This window comes from Streptomyces coeruleoprunus, from assembly GCF_039542925.1.
Lineage (GTDB): Bacteria > Actinomycetota > Actinomycetes > Streptomycetales > Streptomycetaceae > Streptomyces > Streptomyces coeruleoprunus.
In genome coordinates this window covers 1,194,008-1,215,463 of record NZ_BAABIT010000001.1, presented here as the reverse complement: position 1 = coordinate 1,215,463, position 21,456 = coordinate 1,194,008, and the positions used below count along the sequence as shown (strand labels likewise).

The following is a 21,456-nucleotide window of genomic DNA, read 5'->3' as shown; positions in this document are numbered from 1 at the left end:
GCCCGCGCCGGGACCCCAGCGGCGCTACGCCCCGGCCCGCAGCGGCCGACCGATGACCTGTGAGAGAGAGCAACCGTGGACGACAAGCGCAAGCTGCTGCTGAGCCTGCTGGCACGAGCTTCCGCCCCCGCCCAGACACCCGCGGCCGACGGCATCGCCATCGTCGGCGTCGCCGGCCGCTACCCGCTGGCCGGAACGGTCGGCGAGCTGTGGGACAACCTCGTCGCGGGCCGGCACTGCATCCGGGAGGTGCCCGCCGACCGCTGGGACGCCGACGCCCACCACGACCCCGAGGGCACCCGCGGCAGCTACAGCAAGTGGGCCGGGTTCATCGACGACGTCGACAAGTTCGACCCGCTCTTCTTCCAGATATCGCCCGCCGACGCCGAGGCGATGGACCCCCAGGAACGGCTGTTCCTCCAGACCGCCGCGGCCGTGCTCGACGACGCGGGCCACCCGGCGGCCCGGCTCGCCGCGAAGGGCCCCGTCGGGGTGTTCGCCGGCGTGATGAACAACAACTACGAGTGGATGGGCGGCGAGGCCACCGCCCTCGGCGTCCGCACCGACGCGCACTCCAACCACTGGTCGATCGCCAACCGGGTGTCCTACACCTTCGACTTCACCGGCCCCAGCCTCGCCGTGGACACCGCCTGCTCCGCCTCCCTCACCGCGATCCACCTGGCCTGCGAGAGCATCAGGTCCGGCGAGTGCCACGCCGCGATCGCCGGCGGCGTCAACCTGATCCTGCACCCCATGCACCTGCGCATGCTCGCGGACCGCGGGATGATCTCGCACGACGACCGGCTCAAGAGCTTCGGCGCGGACGCGGACGGCTTCGTCGACGGCGAGGGCGTCGGCGCCGTCCTCCTGCGGCCCCTGGAGGCGGCGCTCGCCGACGGCGACCGCGTCCTCGGCGTCATCCGCGGCTCCGCCATCAACGCGGGCGGCAAGACCGGCGGGTACACCGTGCCCAGCGCGGCCGCCCAGGCCGAGGTCATCCGCGCCGCGCTCCAGCGCGCCGGCGCCGAGCCCGGCACCATCGGCTACGTGGAGGCCCACGGCACCGGCACCCCGCTGGGCGACCCCATCGAGATCGCCGGCCTGACCGAGGCGTTCGGCGGGCGCATCGACCCGGCCGAGCGCGACCGCAGACCCACCGTCGCGGTCGGCTCGGTCAAGTCCAACATCGGCCACCTGGAGTCCGCGGCCGGTGTCGCCGGCCTCACCAAGGTGCTGCTCCAGCTGCGCCACGGCACCCTCGTGCCGTCCTTGAACTCGGCCCGCCGCAACCCGGACATCGACTTCACCACCACCCCCTTCGAGGTGCAGCAGACCCTCCAGCCCTGGAAGGCCGCCGACGGCCCGCGGCGCGCCGTCGTCAGCTCCTTCGGCGGAGGCGGCGCCAACGCCTGCGTCGTCGTCGAGGAGCACCGGCCCGCCGTCCCCGTCGAGCCGGTGGACCCCGGCACGCCGCAGCTCCTGGTCCTCTCCGCGAAGAGCGAGGACCGGCTGCGCGCCTACGCCGGCGACCTGGCGGCCTTCCTGCGACGGGGCTCCGTGCCGCAGCGGCGGGCACAGGCGCGGGACCGGGACCTGCTGGCCGAGGCCCAGCGCCTCTGCCTGCGGCTCGCCGCCGAAACGGCCGGTGTGGAACCGGAGTTCCTCGACCTCGGCACCGACCTCGCGGACTGCGGCTTCGGCGTGGCCGAGCGCGCCCGCTACCACGCCCTGCTGGCCGCCGAACTGGGGGGCGAACTGCCGCAGGCCGCCACCGCGGCCCACACCGTAGGAGCGCTCGCCCGGGCGGTCGCGCCCCTGCTCCGGCCCGCGGACGACGCGGCCGCCGCCACCTCGCCCGTCGCCGGCGCCCCAGCCCCCGCCGACGCGGAAGCCGTGCGGCTCGCCGACGTCGCCCACACCCTCCAGTCAGGCCGCACCGCCCACGAGTTCCGCCTCGCCCTGCCCGCCGGCTCCCCGGCCGAGGCGGCGGACCTGCTGGAGGCGTACGCCGCCGGCACCGCCGACGGGCGGATCAGCACCGGCCGCACCGCCCGCGCCCGGGTGGTCCTCACCGGGGACGAGGCCGACGCGCTGGAACGGGCGCTGGCGCGACGCGACCTGGCCGGCGTGGCCGAGCGCTGGGTCGCCGGGGCCGACGTCGACTGGTCCCGCATCACCCCCGCCGCGGCCCGCCGGGTCGAACTGCCCGGCTATCCCTTCGCCCGCAAGCGCTACTGGATCCCCGAACCGCCCCGGCAGGCCGCGCCCGAGCCCGTCACGACGGCCGGCCCGGCCGAGCCCGAGACCGCGCACGTACCGGACCTCTACCGCCCGCTGTGGGTACGGGACCACGCACCCGCCGTCGCCCCCGCGCCCCCCGCCGACCGCGTCGTCGTCCTGGTGACCGAGGCGTCCCACCGGCTCGGCGAGGCGATCGCGGCCCGCCGCCCCGCCGCCCGCGTGGAGCTGGTCCGCGTCGACGAACAGCCCGCCACCGCCTGGCTGGACCGGACGCACGACGCCGACCTGGTCCTCCACCTCGGCGGCGCGGGCACGCGCATCGCCGACGGCGTCGGCCTCGACCAGGTCCGCGACCAGCTCCGGCACGGCTCGCTGTCCCTGTTCCACCTGGTCCGCGCCACGCGCGCCCCCCGGGTCGTCGTGGTCACCAGCGACGTGCACGCCGTGGCCGGCAGCACCGTCGAGAACCCGTTCGCCGCCGGCATGCACGGTCTGCTCCAGGTCGTCTCGAAGGAGCGCCCCGAACTCCGCGTGTGCGCGCTCGACTTCGCCTCCGCCGAGGTGACCGGCGAGGCGGCCGCGCACGCCCTCGTGGACGCGATCCTCACCGAGCCGGCCGACGGCCGCGGCCGGACCGTCGCCCTGCGCGCCGGAGTCCGCTACGTCCGCCGCCTCGGCAAGGTGGAGCTGCCCGAGGCCGGGCGGAGCGGCCCCGGCTTCCGCGACGGCGGCGTCTACCTGCTGGTCGGCGGCACCGGAGGCATCGCCCGCGAACTGAGCCTCGACCTCGCCCGCCGCCACCGCGCCCGCCTCGTGTGGTTCAGCCGCAGCGCGCCCGACGACGCAGGGCGCGCCGCCATGGACGCCGTGCGCGCGTCGGGCGGCGACGTCGCCCACGTACGCGGCGACGCCTGCTCCGCGGAGGACCTGGCCGCCGCCGTGGCCGAGGCGCACGAGCGGTTCGGCGCCCTGCACGGAGTCGTGCACGCCGCGATGGTCTTCGACAACCACGCGCTCGCCGACCTGGACGAGGACTCCTTCACCGCGGCGACCCGCGTGAAGACCGAGGGCGCCGCCGCGCTGGCCGCGGCCGTCGCGGACCAGCCGCTGGACTTCCTCGCCTTCTTCTCCTCCGCCGGCTCCTTCGGCAGCTTCGCCGGGAACGGCGCCTACATCTGCGCCTCGGCGACCGAGGACGCGTACGCGCTGTTCCTGCGGGAGCGGCTGCCGTACCCCGTCACCGTGATCAACCAGGGCTACTGGGGCAAGGTCGGCTCCGGCGCGCAGCCCGGCCTCGCGGAGATCTTCGCCGGTCTCGGCATCACCGGCTTCAGCGCCGCCGAGGGCATCGCCGCCGTCCGGCGCGTCCTTGCCGGCGGCCTGCCCCAGGCCATGCCCATCCGCGCCGGCCACCGCGCCCTGGAGGCCATGGGACACGACCCGGCGCTCGACGGTGAGGCCCTGGCCGGCGGCCTCCCGGCCGCCCTGGCCGCCGCCGCCCCGCGCCTGGCCTCCACCGCGGGCACCGACCCCGCCGCCGCCCGCGTCCTCGCCGGCTACGAGGAGCTGGAGGCCGTCTCCGCACCCATGCTGCTGGGTGTCTACCAGCGCATGGGCGTCCTGCGGCGCTCGGGCGAACGGCACCACGCCGAGGAGCTGCGCCGGCGCCTCGGCATCCTCGACAGGTTCGAGCGGCTGCACGAGGCACTGCTCAACATCCTCGCCGGAGCGGGCTTCCTCACCCGTGACGGGGCCGTCGTCACCACCACCGCTGCGGTCGACGACGTCGACGAGGCGGAGGCCGCGGACGCCTGGGAGGCCGAGTTCGACCGGATCGCCGCCGCGTACCCGGACATCGAGCCGACGGTCACCCTCAACCGGCTGTTCCTCCAGGCCTATCCGCGCATCCTGCGCGGCGAGGTGGGCGCCACCGAGATCATGTTCCCCGGCTCCTCGATGAAGCTGGTGCAGAACTTCTACAAGGGCAACCCGCTCACCGACTCCTTCAACGTGCTCGTCCGCGACACCGTCCGCGGCTACCTCGACGTCCGGCTGCCGCAGCTGCCCGGCGACGCGACGGTGCGGGTCGTGGAGCTGGGCGCGGGCACCGGCGCCACCAGCGAGCGGGTGCTGCCCGCACTGGCCGAGCACCCCGGCCGCGTCGGCTACACCTTCACCGACATCTCCCCGCGCTTCATCGAGTACGGCCGCGAACGCTTCGCCGAGCGCTACCCGTTCGCCCGCTTCCAGGTGCTCAACCTCGAACGCGGCCTGGCCGAGCAGGGCTTCGCGCCCGCCTCCGCCGACCTCGTCGTGGCCACCAACGTGGTCCACGCCACCAGCAACCTGCGGGCCACCCTGCGCAAGGCCAAGGCCCTGCTCAAGCCGGGCGGCTGGCTCGTACTGAACGAACTGACCTCCGTACGGCCGCTCCTCACCATCGGCGGCGGCGTCCTTGAAGGCTGGTGGCTCTTCGACGACGGCGAACTGCGCATGCCCGACTCGCCGCTCGCCTCGCCCGACGGCTGGACGCGGCTCCTCCACGAGGAGGGGTACGCACCGGTCAGGGCGCTCGGCGGGGACGACGCCGCGCTCGGCCAGACCGTCCTGGTCGCGGAGAGCGACGGCGTGGTGCTGAACGCCGCCCCGGTCCCGTCCCCCGCGCCGTCGGCCGTCGCGACGGCCACGGCCTCCGGCAGCAGCAGCGCCGACACGGTCGGCGAGCGCCTGCGGGCCCTGGTCGAACGGGTACTCAAACTGGACGAGCGCATCGACCCGGACCGCCCCCTGGCCGACTACGGCTTCGACTCGCTCAGCGGCATGAAGATCGTCTCCGCGGTGGACGAGACGTTCGGCGTCACCGTGCCCCTCGGCGACTTCTTCGAACGCCCGACCCTGCGCGAACTGGCCACCCACCTCACGGCCACCTGGCTGGCCGAGGCGACCGCCGCCGAGCCGGCCGCCCAGGCCGCACCTCCCGTCGACGTCATATCCGCGGCACAGGCCGCGCCCGCCGCCGCCCCGCAGGCGTCCGCCGCCACCGCCGCCGCGGAACTGGTCCTGCGGCCCCGCACCGACGCCGAGCAGACCACCCACCCGCTGTCCGAGGGGCAGCGCGCCCTGTGGGTGATCGAGCAGATCGCGCCCGGCACCTACGCCTACAACCTGCCGCTCGCCCTCTGGCTCGACCGCGACCTCGACGTGCTCGCCCTGCGGACCGTCCTCCAGGACCTGGTCGACCGGCACGACGAGCTGCGCGCCACCGTCCGCACCGGCGACGACGGGCCGTTCGTCCGCATCGCGGCCGAACCGGAACTGCCGTTCCAGCAGGTCTTCCTCACCACCGTCGCCGAGGACGACCTGCGCGAGCGGATGCGCGCCGACCTGCGCCGCCCCTTCGACCTGGCCGAGGGCCCGCTCGTGCGCGCCACGCTGTACACCCTCGGCGACGGCCGCCACGCCCTGCTCCTCACCTTCCACCACCTGGTGTTCGACGGCGTCTCCATCGCGCTGCTCATCGCCGAGCTGGAGCGCGGCTACCGCACGGCCCGCGCGGGCCGTCCCCTGCCGTACGAGCGGCCCGCCCGCGGCTACGCCGACTTCACCGCCTGGCAGCGCGACCTCCTCGCGGGCGACGAGGGCCGGCGCCTGCGCACCTACTGGACCGAGCGGCTGCGCGGCCGCAGGACCACCGTGCCGCTGCCCCTCGACCGGCCCCGCCCGCCCGTTCCCGGCTACCGCGGCGCCGCCGTCGACGGCCACATCCCGGCCGCCGTGGCCGACCGCGCCCGCGCCCTCGCCACCGCCGAGCAGACCTCCCTGTTCGGCGTCGTCCTCGCCGCCTGGTTCACGCTGCTGCACCGCTACGGCGACCAGGCCGACATCGCCGTCGGCACGCCGACCGCCGGCCGCCCGCCGACCGGCTACGACGACGTGCTCGGCTACTTCATGAACATGGTCGTCCTGGCCGAACGGATCGACGGCGCCGAGGAGTTCCGCTCCCTCGTCCGCCGCGTCCACCGCACCGTGCTCGGCGCGCTGGAGCACAGCGCCTACCCGCTGATCAGCCTCGCCGACGACCTGCGCCGCGAGGACCCCGGGGCCGCGGCGACCCCGTTCAACGTCGCGTTCTACTTCCAGAACTGGACGCGCGGCACCCGCGCCGACGGCTCCGGCGACGGCCTCGTGCACGGCCCCGTCGAAGGCGTCCACCAGGAGGGCGAGTTCGACCTGACCCTGGAGGTCGTCGAGCAGGCCGAGGGCTGCCGCTACACGCTCAAGTACGACCCCGACCTCTTCGACGAGGCCACGGTCGAGCGCCTGGGCGCCCACTTCACCACCCTCCTCGCCGCCGCCGTCGACGCCCCGACGGCCGCCGTGGGCGCCCTGGACCCGCTCACCGAGGACGAGCGGGCCCTGCTCGCCCCGCCCGCCCCCGCGGACTATCCGCACGACACCCTCGTCTGGGAGCTGGTGCGCCGCCACGCCGAGGCCCGGCCCGACGCCGTCGCCGTACGCCACCGCGGCACCGAACTGACGTACCGCACGCTCGTGGACCGGGTGGACGCCCTCGCTGCCCGCCTCACCGCCGCGGGCGTCGGCCGGGGCCGCACGGTCGGCGTGCTGCTCCCACGCGACGCGGACCTGCCGGTGGCGCTCCTCGCCGTCCAGGCGGCCGGCGGCGCCTACGTGCCGCTCGACCCGGCGTACCCGGCCGACCGCCTCGCGTACATGGCCGAGGACGCCGGGCTGCACCTGATGCTCACCCACTCCGCCGTCGGGGCCGGCGGCCGCGGCACCGTGCCGCGGCTGGTCGTCGACACCGGTGAGCAGCCGCCCGCCGTGCCCTCGCCCGGCCCGGCCGGCCCGTCGGACACCGCGTACGTCATCTACACCTCCGGCTCGACCGGCCGCCCCAAGGGCGTCCGCGTCCCGCACCGCGCCCTCACCAACTTCCTCTGGTCGATGGCGCGGGAGCCCGGGGTCGGGCCCGGCGACACGCTGCTCGCCCTCACCACCGTCTGCTTCGACATCTCGGGCCTGGAGCTGTACCTGCCGCTCATCACCGGCGGCACGGTGGAGGTCCTGCCCGCCGAGGACGCCCGGGACGGGGTGCGGCTGCGGGAGGCCGTCGAGGGCTCCGGCGCCACGGTGATCCAGGCCACCCCCGCCACCTGGAGCATGCTGCTCGCCGCCGGCTGGCAGGGCGACCCCGAACTCACCGTGCTGTGCGGCGGCGAGGCGCTGCCCGCCGCCACGGCCGAGGCGCTCCTCGCCGGCAACCGGGCGGTGTGGAACCTGTACGGACCGACCGAGACCACCATCTGGTCGGCCGCGTGCCGGCTGCGCGCCGGTGAACGCGTCACGATCGGCCGCCCGATCGCCAACACGCTGCTGCACGTGCTCGACAGCGCCCGCAGGCCCGTCCCCACCGGCGTCGCCGGCGAGCTGTACATCGGCGGCGACGGCGTGGCCGACGGCTACCTGGGCCGCCCCGACCTGACCGCCGAGCGGTTCCTGCCCGACCCGTTCGCGGCGGGCCCCGACGCCCGCATGTACCGCACGGGCGACCTCGTACGGAGGCTCCCCGACGGCCGCGTCGAGTATCTGGGCCGGATCGACTCCCAGGTCAAGGTGCGCGGCTTCCGCGTCGAACTGGAGGAGATCGAGGCGACCCTGCGCCGCCTCGACGGCGTCCGCGAGGCCGTCGTGGTGGCCCGCGGACAGGAGGCGGGCACCCACACCCTGCTCGCCTGCTACGTCCTCGCCGACGGGGCCGCCGAGCCGACCCGGCGGCAGCTGGCGGCCTGGCTGCCCGACCACATGGTCCCCGACGCCCTCGTCCGCGTGACCGGCTTCCCGCGCACCCTCAACGAGAAGGTGGACCGCGGCACGCTCGCCGCGCTGCCGCTGCCCGACCTGCGCGCCCGCCACGGCGTGGGCGGCGAGGGCGTCGGCGAGGGCGGGGGCACGCGGCCCGCACCGGCCGCCGCCGCGCCCGAGGGCCGCCTCCGGGAGCTGATCGCCGACCTCGCCGCCCTGGCCGCCCCGCTGGCGGTGCTGCGCCCCGAGGACATCGGCGCGCACACCCCGCTGGGCGAGGCCGGCATGAACTCGGTGAGCTTCACCGCGCTCAGCACCGCACTGCGCAAGGCGTACGGCATCTCCGTCTACCCCACGCTGTTCTACCGCCGCGGCACCCTCCACGCGCTGGCCGAGCACCTGTGGGAGCACCACCCGGCCGAGCTGACCGCCCGGTACGGCACCGTGGCCGCCGCCGTCGAGGAGCGGCCCGCCGCCGACGAGCGGCCCGACGTCGGCGAGCCCTCCGGGCAGCGGCGCGGCGGCGACATCGCCGTGATCGGCATGGCCGGCCGCCTCCCGGGCTCCACCGACCTCAAGGCGTTCTGGGACCACCTCGCCGCCGGGGACGACCTCGTGGGCGAGATCCCCGCCGACCGCTGGGACTGGCGCGACCAGCCCCGCTCCCGCTCCCGCTGGGGCGGCTTCGCCCCCGGCATCGACCGCTTCGACGCCGCGTTCTTCGGCATCTCGCCCCGCGAGGCCGAACTGATGGACCCGCAGCAGCGGCTGATGCTGGAGGTCGTCTGGTCGGCCGTCGAGGACGCCGGCTACCGCCCCTCCGAACTGGCCGGGAAGCGCGTCGGCGTGTTCGTCGCCGTCACCAACTCCGACTACCTGGAGGTGCAGCGGGCCGCCGGGCGCGGCACCGAGGGCCACACCCTCACCGGCGCCGCCCTGTCGATCATCCCCAACCGGGTGTCGTACCTGCTCGACCTGCGCGGCCCCAGCATCGCCGTCGACACCGCCTGCTCCGGCTCGCTCACCGCCGTCCACCAGGCGTGCGCCGCCCTCCGCGACGGCACCTGCGACCTGGCCATCGCCGGCGGCGTCAGCCTCATCCTCTCGCCGAGCGTGTACGAGGCGCTCAGCCAGGGCGAGATGCTGAGCCCCGACGGCCGCTGCAAGGCCTTCGACAGCCGGGCCGACGGCTACGTCCGCGGCGAGGGCGCCGGCGTCGTCCTGCTCAAGCCCGACGAGCGGGCGCGGCGCGACGGCGACGCCGTCCACGCGGTGATCAAGGCCGCCGCCGTCAACCACGGCGGCCGGACCACGTCCCTCACCGCCCCCAACCCCGACGCCCAGGCCGACCTCCTGGTCGATGCCTACCGCGCCGCCGGCGTCCCCCTGGACACCGTCGGCTACATCGAGGCGCACGGCACCGGCACCGCCCTGGGCGACCCGATCGAGACGACCGGGCTGAGCACCGCGTTCCGCCGGCTGCGGGACGCGCGCGGGGCGGACGCGGCGCCCGCCGCCTGCGCCATCGGCTCGGTCAAGACGAACATCGGGCACCTGGAGGCGGCCGCCGGCATCGCCGGACTGTTCAAGGTCGCCCTCGCGCTGCGGCACGGCACCGTCCCGGCCAGCCTGCACTTCCGCGAGCAGAACCCCTATCTGGAGCTGGACGGCGGCCCGTTCGAGGTCGCCGCCACCGCCCGCCCCTGGCCGCGCCCGCGCGACGCCGCAGGAAACGCCCTCCCGCGCCGCGGCGGGGTGAGCTCCTTCGGCTTCGGCGGGGCCAACGCGCACATCGTGCTGGAGGAACCACACATGCCGGACACCCGCGACGAGCGTGCGGCGGAGCAGCTGTTCGTGCTCTCCGCCCGTGACGCCGAGGCGCTGCGGCGCTCCGCACAGCGGCTCGCCGACCACCTGGAACAGCACGACGTGCCGCCCGGCGACCTCGCGTACACCCTCCAGGTGGGCCGCGAGCCGATGGCCCACCGCCTCGCCGTCGTCGCCGACGGCACCGCCGCGCTGCGCGCCGAACTGACCGCCCACCTGGCGGGCCGCCCGTCGGCGGTCCGCACCGGGCGCGCCGAGTCGCGGCCGGACGCGGAACCCGCCCCCGGCGAGGACCTCGCCGCCGTCGCCGCCGCCTGGCTGGACGGCGCCGACATCGACTGGCGGATCCTGCACCGGGGTGCCGCGCGCCGCCGTGTCCACCTGCCCGCGTACCCCTTCGCCGGCCCCCGCCACTGGGTCACCCCCGCGCCGGCCCCGGCGACCCCGCGTACCTCCACCGCGCGCCTGCACCCGACCCTGCTCGACGCCAACGTCTCCACCTTCGGCGAGCAGGCCTTCGCCAAGACGCTGACGGGCGAGGAGTTCTTCCTCCGCGACCACGTCGTCGGCGGCGAGCGCGTCCTGCCCGGCGTCGCCCACCTGGAGATGGGCCGCCTGGCCGGCGAACTCGCCTCCGGCGGCACCCCCGTACGGGGCGTCGACGGCCTGGTGTGGGCCGCCCCCGTCCGGCTGCCCTCCGGGACCGCGGAGCACCCGCTCGTCGTCCGGGTCACCGGCGACCGGGCCCGCGCCTCCTTCGAGGTGCGCGGCGCCGCCGACGGCGCCCCCGTCCACGCCGGCGGCACCCTCGTGTTCGGCGAGCCGGGCGACCGGCCCGCCCGCACCGACGTCACGGCGGTGCGCGAGCGCTGCGGCCGCGTCCACACCGGCGCCGACTGCTACGAGGGCTTCACGCGGCTCGGCTTCGCCTACGGCCCGGCCTTCCGGGTCATCGAGGAGATCGCCGAGGGCCCGCAGGAGGTGCTGGCCACCCTGCGGCTCCCCGAGGCGCTGCGCGCCGGCTCCGCCGCGTACGTCTTCCACCCGTCGCTGCTCGACGCCGCCCTGCAGACCGCGGGCCGGCTCGCGCCCGGCGCGGGCGACGACGCCGCCCCGGTGCCGTACCTGCCGTTCTCGCTCGGCTCCGTCCGGCTGTACGCCCCGCTGCCCGAGCAGGTGTACGCGCACGCCACGCCGTCGCGCCGCCCGGCGCCCGCCGGCACGCTCGCCTTCGACGTCACCCTGCTGGACCCGGCGGGCGACGTGGTGGCCACGCTCGGCGCCTTCACGCTCAGGGCGGTGCCCGCGGCCGACGCCGTGCCCGCGGCCGCTGTCGGGCGCACCGACGCCGTGACGGCTGACGCCGTGACGGCCGACGCCGATGCCGTGGCCGCGTTCGTCCCGGCCTGGCAGCCCGCCCCCGCCCGCACGTCCGGCGCCCCGGCCGAACCCGTCGGCACCGTCCTGCTGCTGGACGCCGGCGACCACGGCACCGACGCGGTCGCCTCCCTGGCGGCGACCGGCGCGGACGTCCGGCGCATCGCCCTCAAGCCCGGCTTCGACGCGGAGGCCGCCGTGCGCACCGCCCCGCCGGGGCCGGTCCGCGTGGTGCACCTGGCCGGTGACCGCACCGAGCCCGGCGACGCGGTGGAGTACGGCTTCCACGCGGCCCTCGCGTTCCTGCGCGCCTGGCAGCGGGACCGCCGTGACGCGCTGCACTACCTGTACGCCCACCCCGAGCCGGCCGCGTCGCCCGCCCACCCGGCGATGGCCGCGTTCGCCCGGTCCGTACGCCTGGAAAACCCGTCCGTCGCCTTCGGCGTCCTTGCCGTCGCGGCCGGCACCTCCCTCGCCGACGCCGTGGCCGCCGAACTCCGCACCGGCGAAGCGCCCGAGGCCGAGATCCGCGTCGGCGAGGACGGCAGGAGCCGCCGCGGCTGGCGGCAGGTGACCCTGCCGACCGCCACCGCGTCCGCGTTCACCGGCCGGGGCGCGCACCTCGTCACCGGCGGCACCGGCGCCCTCGGCCTGCTCGTCGCCGAGCACATCGCCGCCGCACACCGCGCCGCGGGCGTGACGGGCGGCGGGATCGTCCTCGCCGCCCGCACCGGCCCGGGACCCGAGGCCCGCGCCCGTATCGAGGCGATCGGCGCCCGCGTCGTGCGCGCCGACGTCGCCGACGCGGCCGACGTGCGCGCGCTCGTCGCCGAAGCCCGCCGCACGCACGGCTCCGTGAGCGGCGTCGTGCACGCCGCCGGGCTCCTCAGGGACGGGCTGCTGCGCGGCAAGGAGCGCGCGGACGCCGACGCGGTCCTCGCCGCCAAGGTCCACGGCACCGTGCTGCTCGACGAGGAGACCCGCGACGAGCCGCTGGACTACTTCGTCGCCTTCTCCTCGGCCGCCGCCGCGTTCGGCAACATCGGCCAGACCGACTACGCCTACGCCAACGCGTTCCTCGACCACTTCGCCGAGCGGCGCGAGGCGCGGCGCCTGCGGGGCGAGCGGCGCGGCCGCACCCTCGCCGCCGCGTGGCCCGTCTGGACCGACGGCGGGATGCGGATCGACGCCTCCGCCGAGGCGTACATGGAGCGCGCGCTCGGCATGCGCCCGCTGCGCACCCGGCCCGCGCTGGACGGCCTGGAGCGCGCCCTCGCCGGCACCGCGCCCAGGCTGCTGCTCGCCCCGGGCGACCCGGCCCGCATCCTGGCCGCACTCGACGGCGGCGCATCCGCCGGCGCCGACCGCGACCGCACGGCCACGGCCGCCCCTGCCGCCGACGCCCGGGGACGGGCCGAGGAACTGGTGCTCCGGCTGCTGGCGGAGGAACTGAGGACGCCCGAGGCGGACATCGCCGTCACGGATCCGTTCGACCGCCACGGCGTGGACTCGCTGATCACCATGAGCCTGATCCGCCGCCTGGAGGAGCACACGGGTCCGCTGTCGAAGACGCTGCTCTTCGAGCACGTGACGGTCCGTGAGCTGGCCGAGCACCTGGCCACCGCGCACCCGGAGGCGTTCAGGGCGGACGACACGGCGGAGGCCGCACCGGCCGCACCGGCCGCACCGGCCGCACCGGCCACGGAGGCCGCCGCACCCGCCTCGGAGACGGCCGCCCCCGCCCCCCTCGCCGCCGCCCACGGCGACGACATCGCGATCATCGGTGTCGCCGGCCGCTACCCGCAGGCCGACGACGTGGACGAGTTCTGGCGCAACCTCCGGGCCGGCCGGGACAGCGTCGAGGAGATCCCGGGCGACCGGTGGGACCACGGCACGTTCTACGACCCGGACAAGTCGGCCTTCGGCAAGACGTACGGCAAGTGGGGCGGCTTCCTGCGCGGCGCCGACCGCTTCGACCCGCTGTTCTTCCGCATGTCGCAGATCGAGGCCGAGCACACCGACCCGCAGGAGCGGGTGTTCCTGGAGACCGTCTGGCACCTCCTGGAGGACGCCGGCTGCACGCGCGAGCAGCTGCGCGGCTGCCGCACCGGCGTGTTCGTCGGCATGATGTACGGCCACTACCAGCTGTACGGGGTGCAGGAGGCGCTGCGCGGCACGGGCTTCGCCACGTCCTCGTCGTACGCCTCGGTCGCCAACCGCGTGTCGTACTTCTTCGACTTCAACGGGCCCAGCGTCGCCCTGGACACCATGTGCTCCTCGTCGCTGGTCACCATCCACCAGGCCTGCCTGGCCATCCGCAACGGCGACTGCGACGTCGCCGTCGCCGGCGGCGTCAACATCTCCAGCCACCCGGTGAAGTTCCTCCAGCTCGCCCAGCGCGGCTTCCTCGCCGAGGACGGCCGCTGCCGCAGCTTCGGCGAGGGCGGCACCGGTTACGTGCCGGCCGAGGGCGCCGGCGCGGTCCTGCTCAAGCGGCTCGACGCGGCCCTCGCCGACGGCGACCGCGTGCTGGCCGTCGTCAAGGCGTCCGCCGTCAACCACGGCGGCGCGGGCGCCGGTTACAGCGTCCCCAACCCGAAGGCGCAGGGCGACCTCGTGCGGGCCGCGCTCGACCGCGCCGGCCTGCGCCCCGCCGACCTCGACTACCTGGAGGCGCACGGCACGGGCACCGCGCTCGGCGACCCCGTGGAGGTCACCGGCATGCTGCGGGCCTTCCAGGGCGACACGCCGGAGCGGCTGCCGATCGGCTCCGTCAAGTCCAACATCGGCCACGCCGAGTCGGCCGCCGGCATCGCCGCGATCACCAAGGTGCTGCTCCAGATGCGCCACGGCGAGCTGGCGCCGTCGCTGCACGCGGACCGGCTGAACCCGAACATCGACTTCGCGAAGACCCCGTTCCGGGTCCAGCGCGAACGGGCCCCGTGGCCGCGCCGCGTCCTCGCCGACGGCACCGTACGGCCCAGGACGGCGGGCGTCAGCTCCTTCGGCGCGGGCGGCACCAACGCCCACATCATCCTCCAGGAGTACGTCGGCGAGGCCGCGCCGCCGACCGGCGGCACGACCGGCCCGCAGCTGGCCGTGCTGTCCGCCCGGGACGCCGGACGCCTCGCCGCTCAGGCCCGGCGCCTCGCCGCCCACCTGCGCGGCGAGGGCGCCGGACCGGCGCCCCAGGACGTCGCCTGGACCCTCCAGACCGGCCGCGAGGCCATGGCCCACCGCCTGGCCGTGCTCTTCCACGACCTGCCCGGACTGCTCTCCCGGCTGGACGAATTCGCCTCCGGCGGCAAGCCGGCCGACAGCTGGACCGGCGTCGTCGACCCGCGCCGCCCGGCCGCCGGGGAAGCACCGGCGGCGGAGCCCGCCGCGTACGCCGCCGCCTGGACCTCCGGCCGGCCGGTCGACTGGCCGGCCCTGCACCGCGGATCCCGGCCCGCCCGCGTGGCGCTGCCCGGCTACCCCTTCGACGGCGACCGCGTCTGGCTGGCGGCGGCCGACGCCGAACTGGCCGCCCTGACCACTGGCAGCGCCACCGAGGGAACCCTGCTGACCCGGCAGTGGGCCCCGGCCGAACCCGCGGCCCGTACGGCCCTGCCCGGCCGGACCGCCGTCCTGGCCGCCCCGGGCACCGAGGCGCTGGCCGCCCGGCTCGCCGCCGTCCTGCCCGCCGCCGAAGTGCTCGACCACGAACGGCTCGCCGCCGAACTCGCCGCCCCCGACACCCGCTGGGACCGCTTCGACGCCGTCGTCGACCTGGCCGGCTGCACCGGCGACGCCCTCCCGCCGACGCACGCCGCGCTGCCCACCTGGCTGCGCTGGCTCCAGCACCTGGTCGACCGGGGCCGCCGCGACCTGATCGCCCTGCTGGTCTCGCGCTCCACGGGGAGCGGCCCCGACGGCGCCGTGCCCGCCCTCGGCGGCGCGGCCCGCGTGGGCCTCTACCGCATGCTCCAGAGCGAGTACCGCCAGCTGCGCTCCCGCCACGTCGACGTCGAACGGCACGCGGCCGACGAGCAGCTGTGCCGGTGGGTGGCCGACGAGCTGTCCACCGAAGGTGACCCCGCGGAAGTCGCCTACCGCGACGGCGTACGGCACGTCGCACGGCTCGGCGAGCTGCCCCGCGGCCCGAAGAGCGAACTCCGCTTCCCGGCGGGCCATGTGCTCTGGGTGACCGGCGGCACCCGCGGCATCGGCCTGCTGACCGCCCGTCACTTCGTCGCCCGCCACGGCGTCCGCAAGCTCGTCCTCACCGGCCGCGAGGAGCTGCCGCCCCGGTCGGAGTGGGCCGCGCACATCGCGGAGGACGGCGCGCTCGGACGCAAGCTGCGCCCCCTGGCCGAACTCGTCGAGCAGGGAGTGGAGCTGGAGGTCGTCGCCGTACCGCTGGAGGAGAAGGAGGCACTGGCCAAGACCCTCGCCGACGTCAGGCTCCGGCTGGGCCCGATCGGCGGGGTCGTCCACAGCGCCGGCTTCACCGACTTCGAGAACCCCGCGTTCGTACGCAAGCCGCAGACCGGCATCGCCAAGGTCATCGGCCCCAAGGTCTTCGGCGTCGACGCCCTGGTGGAGTGCTTCCGCGACGAGCCGCTGAGCGTTTTCGTGCTGTACTCGTCGGTCGCCGCCGCCGTCCCCGCGCTCGCCGTCGGCCAGAGCGACTACGCCATGGCCAACGCCTACCTGGACGCCGTCGCCGAGGCACGCCCGTACGGGCTGCCGCTGGTCAGCGTGCAGTGGCCGAGCTGGAAGGACACCGGCATGGGCGAGGCGCGCAGCGCCGCCTACCGGGCGTCCGGCCTGGCCGCCCTCTCCGACGAGCAGGGCCTCGCCCTCCTGGAGCGGGCCCTGGAGAGCGACGCCCGCGTGGTCATGCCCGTGGTCGCCCGCCCGGACGCCGACTGGTCCCCGGAGCGGCTGTCGTCGCGCCGCCTGGACACGGAACCGGCGGCGGCCGCCGCAGCCCCGGCGGCCCCGGCGACCGCACCCACCACGGCCCCGGCGGCCTCCGCCGCACCCGCCGGCGTACGGGAAGCGATCGAGACCGTCACCTCCTGGCTGCTCGACCGGCTCGCGGAGGAGCTGCGCTTCGACCGGGCCAAGCTGTCCGGCGACGTACCGGTCCACGACTACGGCATGGACTCGATCATGGTCTCCCAGCTCGTCCAGACCGTCGCCAAGCGGCTGGACGTGTCCGTCGACCCCTCGGCGCTGCTGGAGCACCCGACGATCGACGGCTTCGCGGCGTACCTCGCCGAGGAGCACCGCGACGAACTCCTCGCCGTCTTCGGCGGCACGGCCCCAGCCGCCCCGGCGCCCGCGCCCGTCGCCCCCGTCGCCCCGGAGCCGGCGGCACCCGTGACGGCGCCCGAGCAGCCGGCCCCGCCCGCCGCCTCCGACCGGACCCGGGACGCCGCGCCCGCGACCGCCCCCGCCGCCTCCCCGACCACGGCGGACATCGCGGTGGTCGGCCTGTCCTGCCGGTTCCCCGACGCGGCGTCGGCGAGCGCGTACTGGGAGCTGCTGCGGCAGGGACGCTCCGCCCTGCGGCCCGTCCCCGACACGCGCTTCGGCCGCCCGCTCGGCTACCACGCCGGTCTCCTGCCCGACGTCCTGCGCTTCGACCCGGAGGCGTTCCTGCTCTCCGAGGCGGACGTCGCGGCCATGGACCCGCAGGCGCTGCTCCTGCTGGAGGAGGTGAACAGCGCCGTGCACCACGCCGGTTACCGCCCGGCCGACCTCAAGGGCCGCAGGATCGGCGTGTACGTCGGCGGGCGGGCCACCCACACCCCGGACCCGGCCCGTCTGGAGCAGGCGAAGAACCCGGTCGTGGTGACCGGGCAGAACTACCTGTCGGCGAACGTCTCGCAGTTCTTCGACTTCCAGGGCCCGAGCCTGGTGGTCGACACCGCCTGCTCCTCCGCCCTGGTGGCGATGGACATGGCCGTGCAGGCCCTGCGCGCGGGCACCGTCGAGTCGGCCGTGGTCGCCGGGGTGAGCCTGCTCGCCGACGACCGGGCCCACCAGGTGTTCGGCCGGCGCGGACTGCTCAACCCCGGCGCGGAGTTCCACGTGTTCGACCGCAGGGCCGCCGGCCTGGTGCTCGGCGAGGGCGTCGGCGTCGTCGTCCTCAAGCCGCTGGCGCGGGCGCAGGCCGACGGCGACCGGGTCCTCGCGGTCCTCAAGGGCATCGCCGTCAACAACGACGGCCGCACGGCCGGCCCGGCCACCCCGAACCTCCAGGCGCAGAAGGACGTCATGACCGAGGCGCTGACCCGCAGCGGCCACGCCCCGCAGGACATCGGCTGGGTGGAGACCAACGGCTCCGGATCCGCCATCACCGACCTCCTCGAACTCAAGGCGGTGGAGGGCGTCTACCGCTCCGGCCGGACGCGGCCGGCCGCCCTGGCGCTCGGCTCGGTCAAGCCGAACATCGGTCACCCGCTGGCCGCCGAGGGCATCGCCGCCTTCATCAAGGTGGTCCTGATGCTGCACCACCGGGAGCAGGTGCCGTTCCGGTCCGGTCAGGAGCCGCTGCCGCACTTCGACCTGGACGCCTCCCCGCTGTACTTCCCGAGGGAGGCCCGGCCCTGGCCGGCCACGGCCGAGGTCGCCGCGCTCAACTGCTTCGCCGACGGCGGCACCAACGCGCATCTGCTGCTCGCCCCCGCCCCGGCGGACCGGCGCGCCGCCCGCGCCCCGCTGCCGCAGCCCCCGCTCGACCGGAGGGTCGTCATCCGGGGGACCGCGACGCCCGCCGGAGCCCAGGCACCGGCCGCGCCCGACGCATCCGCCGAGCCCGCAGCACCGGGCCTGTTCTGGGACACGTACCGATGACCGAACCGCCCCTGGGGCCCCTGCCCGTCGTCTTCATGTTCTCCGGGCAGGGCTCCCAGTACTACCGGATGGGCCAGGAACTGTACGACGCCGACGAGGTGTTCCGTACGGCCCTGGAGCGCCATGACGCCGTCGTCGCCGAGGAGCTGGGCGAGTCCGTCCTCGCGCGGGTCCTCGACCCGGCGAAGCGCAAGAACGACCCGTTCACGGACACCCGGTTCACGCACCCGGCGATCGTCATGATCGAGCTGGCCCTGGCGGAGACCCTGCGGGCGGCGGGCATCGAGCCCGACCACCTGCTCGGCTCCAGCCTCGGCGAGTACGCGGCCGCCGCCGTGTCGGGCAGCATCACCCCGCAGGAGTGCCTGCGGCTGCTCGTCCGCCAGGCCGAGGGCCTGCGCGCGGGACCGCGCGGCGGCATGCTCGCCGTCCTGGCCCGCCCGGACGTCCTGGACCGCGTGCCCGAGCTGCGCGCGTGCGAGGTCGCGGCCCGCAACTACCCGGGCCACTTCGTCGTCGCCGGCACGGACGAGGACCTGGACCGGGCCGAGGCCGCGCTGCGCGCCGCCGACGTCCTGCACCAGCGCGTGCCGGTCGAGTACGCCTACCACTCGAGCCTGATGGACCGGGTGCTCGACGAGTGCCGGGCCGGGTTCGACGGCGTGACGTTCGCGCCGCCCCGCGTGCCGTGGGTGTCCTGCGTGGACGGACGGCTCGTCGAGCGGCCGACGGCGGAGCACTTCTGGCAGGTGGCCCGCCGGCCCATCGAGTTCGAGCGGACCATGGCCGCGATGCGCGCCCGCGGCGACTTCCTCTACCTCGACCTCGGCCCCTCGGGCACCCTCCACAACTTCGTCCGCGGCAACCTCCCGGCGGGGACGCGATCCCGGTCCCTTCCGCTGCTCAGCCCGTTCGGGAACGACCCGGATCTGCTGGCCCGGGCCCGCGCCCTCGCCGCCCCGGCGGCACGCACCACACCGAAGACACCAAGGAAGGCACACCGCATGAAGGTCTACGGCTTCCCCGGCCAGGGGTCCCAGCAGCGGGGCATGGGCAAGGACCTGTTCGCCAGGTTCCCCGACGAGACCGCGATCGCGGACCGGGTGCTCGGCTACTCGATCGAGGAGCTGTGCGTGCGCGACCCCGAGCGCCGGCTCGGCCGCACCGAGTTCACCCAGCCCGCGCTGTACGTGGTGAGCGCCCTGTCCTACCTCGACCGGCTCGCCGAGGACCCCGAGCCGGCGGACTACCTGATCGGCCACAGCCTCGGCGAGTACGTCGCGCTCTTCGCGGCCGGCGTCTTCGACTTCGAGACCGGGCTGCGCCTGGTGCAGCGGCGCGGCGCGCTGATGGCCGCGGCGAGCGGCGGCGGCATGGCGGCGGTCGTCGGCACCGACGAGGCGACCGTCACCCGGGTCCTCACCGACGCGGGCCTCGGCGGCCTGGACCTGGCCAACCACAACGCGCCCGACCAGTTCGTCCTGTCCGGCCCGCGCGACGAGATCGACGCGGCGTGCACCGCCTTCGAGGCGGCCGGCGCCCGCGCCGTCCGGCTCAACGTGAGCGCGCCCTTCCACTCCCGCTACATGCGGGGCACCGCCGAGGAGTTCGCCGGCTTCCTCGACGGCTTCACCCTCCGCCCGCCGGCCGTCCCCGTGCTGGCCAACGTCGACGGCCTGCCGTACGCCCCGGACGCGCTCAAGGAGACCCTGACGGCGCAGATCGCCTCCCCGGTCCGCTGGACCGACACGGTGCGCCGCCTGATGGGCCACGGCGATTTCGACTTCGTGGAGCTGGGCCCCGGCCGGGTCCTCACCAAGCTCGTCACCAAGATCACCTCCACCGCGACGGCCCTCCCGGCGCCGTCCCGGGACCTCGCCGCGGGCCCGGCGCCGGCCGCGACGCCGACGACCCCGGTCGCCGGGACGGCCCCGGCCGGGGACCCGGCGGCCGTCCCGGGGGCCGTACCCGTCCCCGTCGCGGCTTCCGGCACCCCGGGGCCGGTCACCGCGGACACCCTCGGCGCCGACGGCTTCCGGGAGCGGTACGGGCTGCGCCGCGCCTATCTGCTGGGCGGGCTGTACGGCGGCATCTCCGGGCGGGACATGCTCGGTGCCGCCGCGAAGGCGGGGCTCCTCGGGTTCCTGGGCACCGGTGGGCTCACCCCCGCGGAGGTGGAGGAGCAGCTGCGCGGTCTGGTCGCCGACCTGGGCCCGGGCGGCGCCTTCGGCGTGAACCTGCTGTACCGGCACGGGGCACCCGAGGAGGAGTCCGCGCTGGTGGACACGCTGCTGCGGCACGGCGTGGACCTCGTCGAGGCCTCGGGCTTCCCGCTGATCACCCCGGCGCTGGTGCGGTTCCGCCTCAAGGGCGGCCGGATCATCGCCAAGGTGTCCAGGACGGACGTCGCCGCCGAGTTCCTGGCCCCGCCGCCGGAGCGGCTGGTGGCCCGGCTGGTCGCGGCGGGCGAGGTGACCGAGGCGGAGGCGCGCGCGGCCGCCGGCCGCCCCATGGCGGACGACCTGTGCGTGGAGGCGGACGGCGGCTGGCTGAGCAGCACCGCCGACCTGCTGACCCTCCTGCCGGCGGTGCTGCGGCTGCGGGACGGCGCCGCCCTGCCCGGCCACCGCGTGCACGTGGGGTGCGCCGGCGGGATCGGCACCCCGGAGGCCGCTGCCGCGGCGTTCCTCCTGGGCGCGGAGTTCGTGCTGACCGGATCGGTCAACCAGTGCTCGCCGGAGGCCGCCACCAGCCCCGAGGTGAAGGACATCCTCCAGGAGGCGCGCGAGTACGACGTGGACACCGCGCCCTGGGGCGAGCTGTTCGAACTCGGGGTGCGGGCCCGCTACCTGAAGCGCGGCGTGTTCTTCCCCGCCCGCGCGTCCCGGCTGCACGAGCTGTGGCGGCGGCACGGCTCGGTCGCCGAACTCGACGAGGACACCAGGGCCCAGGTCCTCGACCGGTACCTGGGCGGCGAGCGGCCCGCGGCCACGGGACCGGGCGCGGACCCGAAGGCGGAGCTGGCGGAGCTGTTCCGGGGCTACTTCACGCGCGGCCTCCGCCTCGCGGTCACCGGCGACCAGCGGTCCCGGGTGGACTACCTGGTCCACTGCGGGCCCTCCATGGGCGCCTTCAACCAGGTGGTCGCCGGCACCGACCTCCACCCGTGGCGGGCCCGTACGGTCGAGGCCATCGCCGACACCCTGATGGAGGGGGCCGCCGCCCACCTCACGACCCGCCTCCGCGCGTTCCGCTGAGCGGTACCGCCGTTCCGCCGCGGGCGCGGCGGAACGGCGGTACGGCCGGGGGCCGCCCCGCCCGCACCGGTTGATGCCCTGC

2 protein-coding genes are annotated in these 21,456 nt (G+C 76.1%); both read left to right on the top strand.

Going from position 1 to position 21,456, the window contains the following annotated elements; translation table 11 throughout:
- The first annotated feature begins 75 nt into the window (after positions 1–75).
- On the top strand, positions 76–18,117 hold the full coding sequence (locus ABEB09_RS05475) for an amino acid adenylation domain-containing protein (RefSeq protein WP_345687654.1): 18,042 nt from the start codon (positions 76–78) through the stop codon (positions 18,115–18,117).
- Positions 18,114–21,374 (top strand): ACP S-malonyltransferase, encoded by a 3,261-nt coding sequence (gene fabD, locus ABEB09_RS05470; RefSeq protein ID WP_345687652.1) that lies wholly within the window; start codon positions 18,114–18,116, stop codon positions 21,372–21,374. Before ABEB09_RS05475 ends, fabD begins: the two co-directional genes overlap by 4 nt.
- The last annotated feature ends 82 nt before the right edge of the window (positions 21,375–21,456 follow it).

Excerpts from the sequence above, each read along its gene's own strand:
- fabD (WP_345687652.1), top strand. The coding sequence starts at position 18,114 with ATGACCGAACCGCCCCTGGGGCCCCTGCCCGTCGTCTTCATGTTCTCC.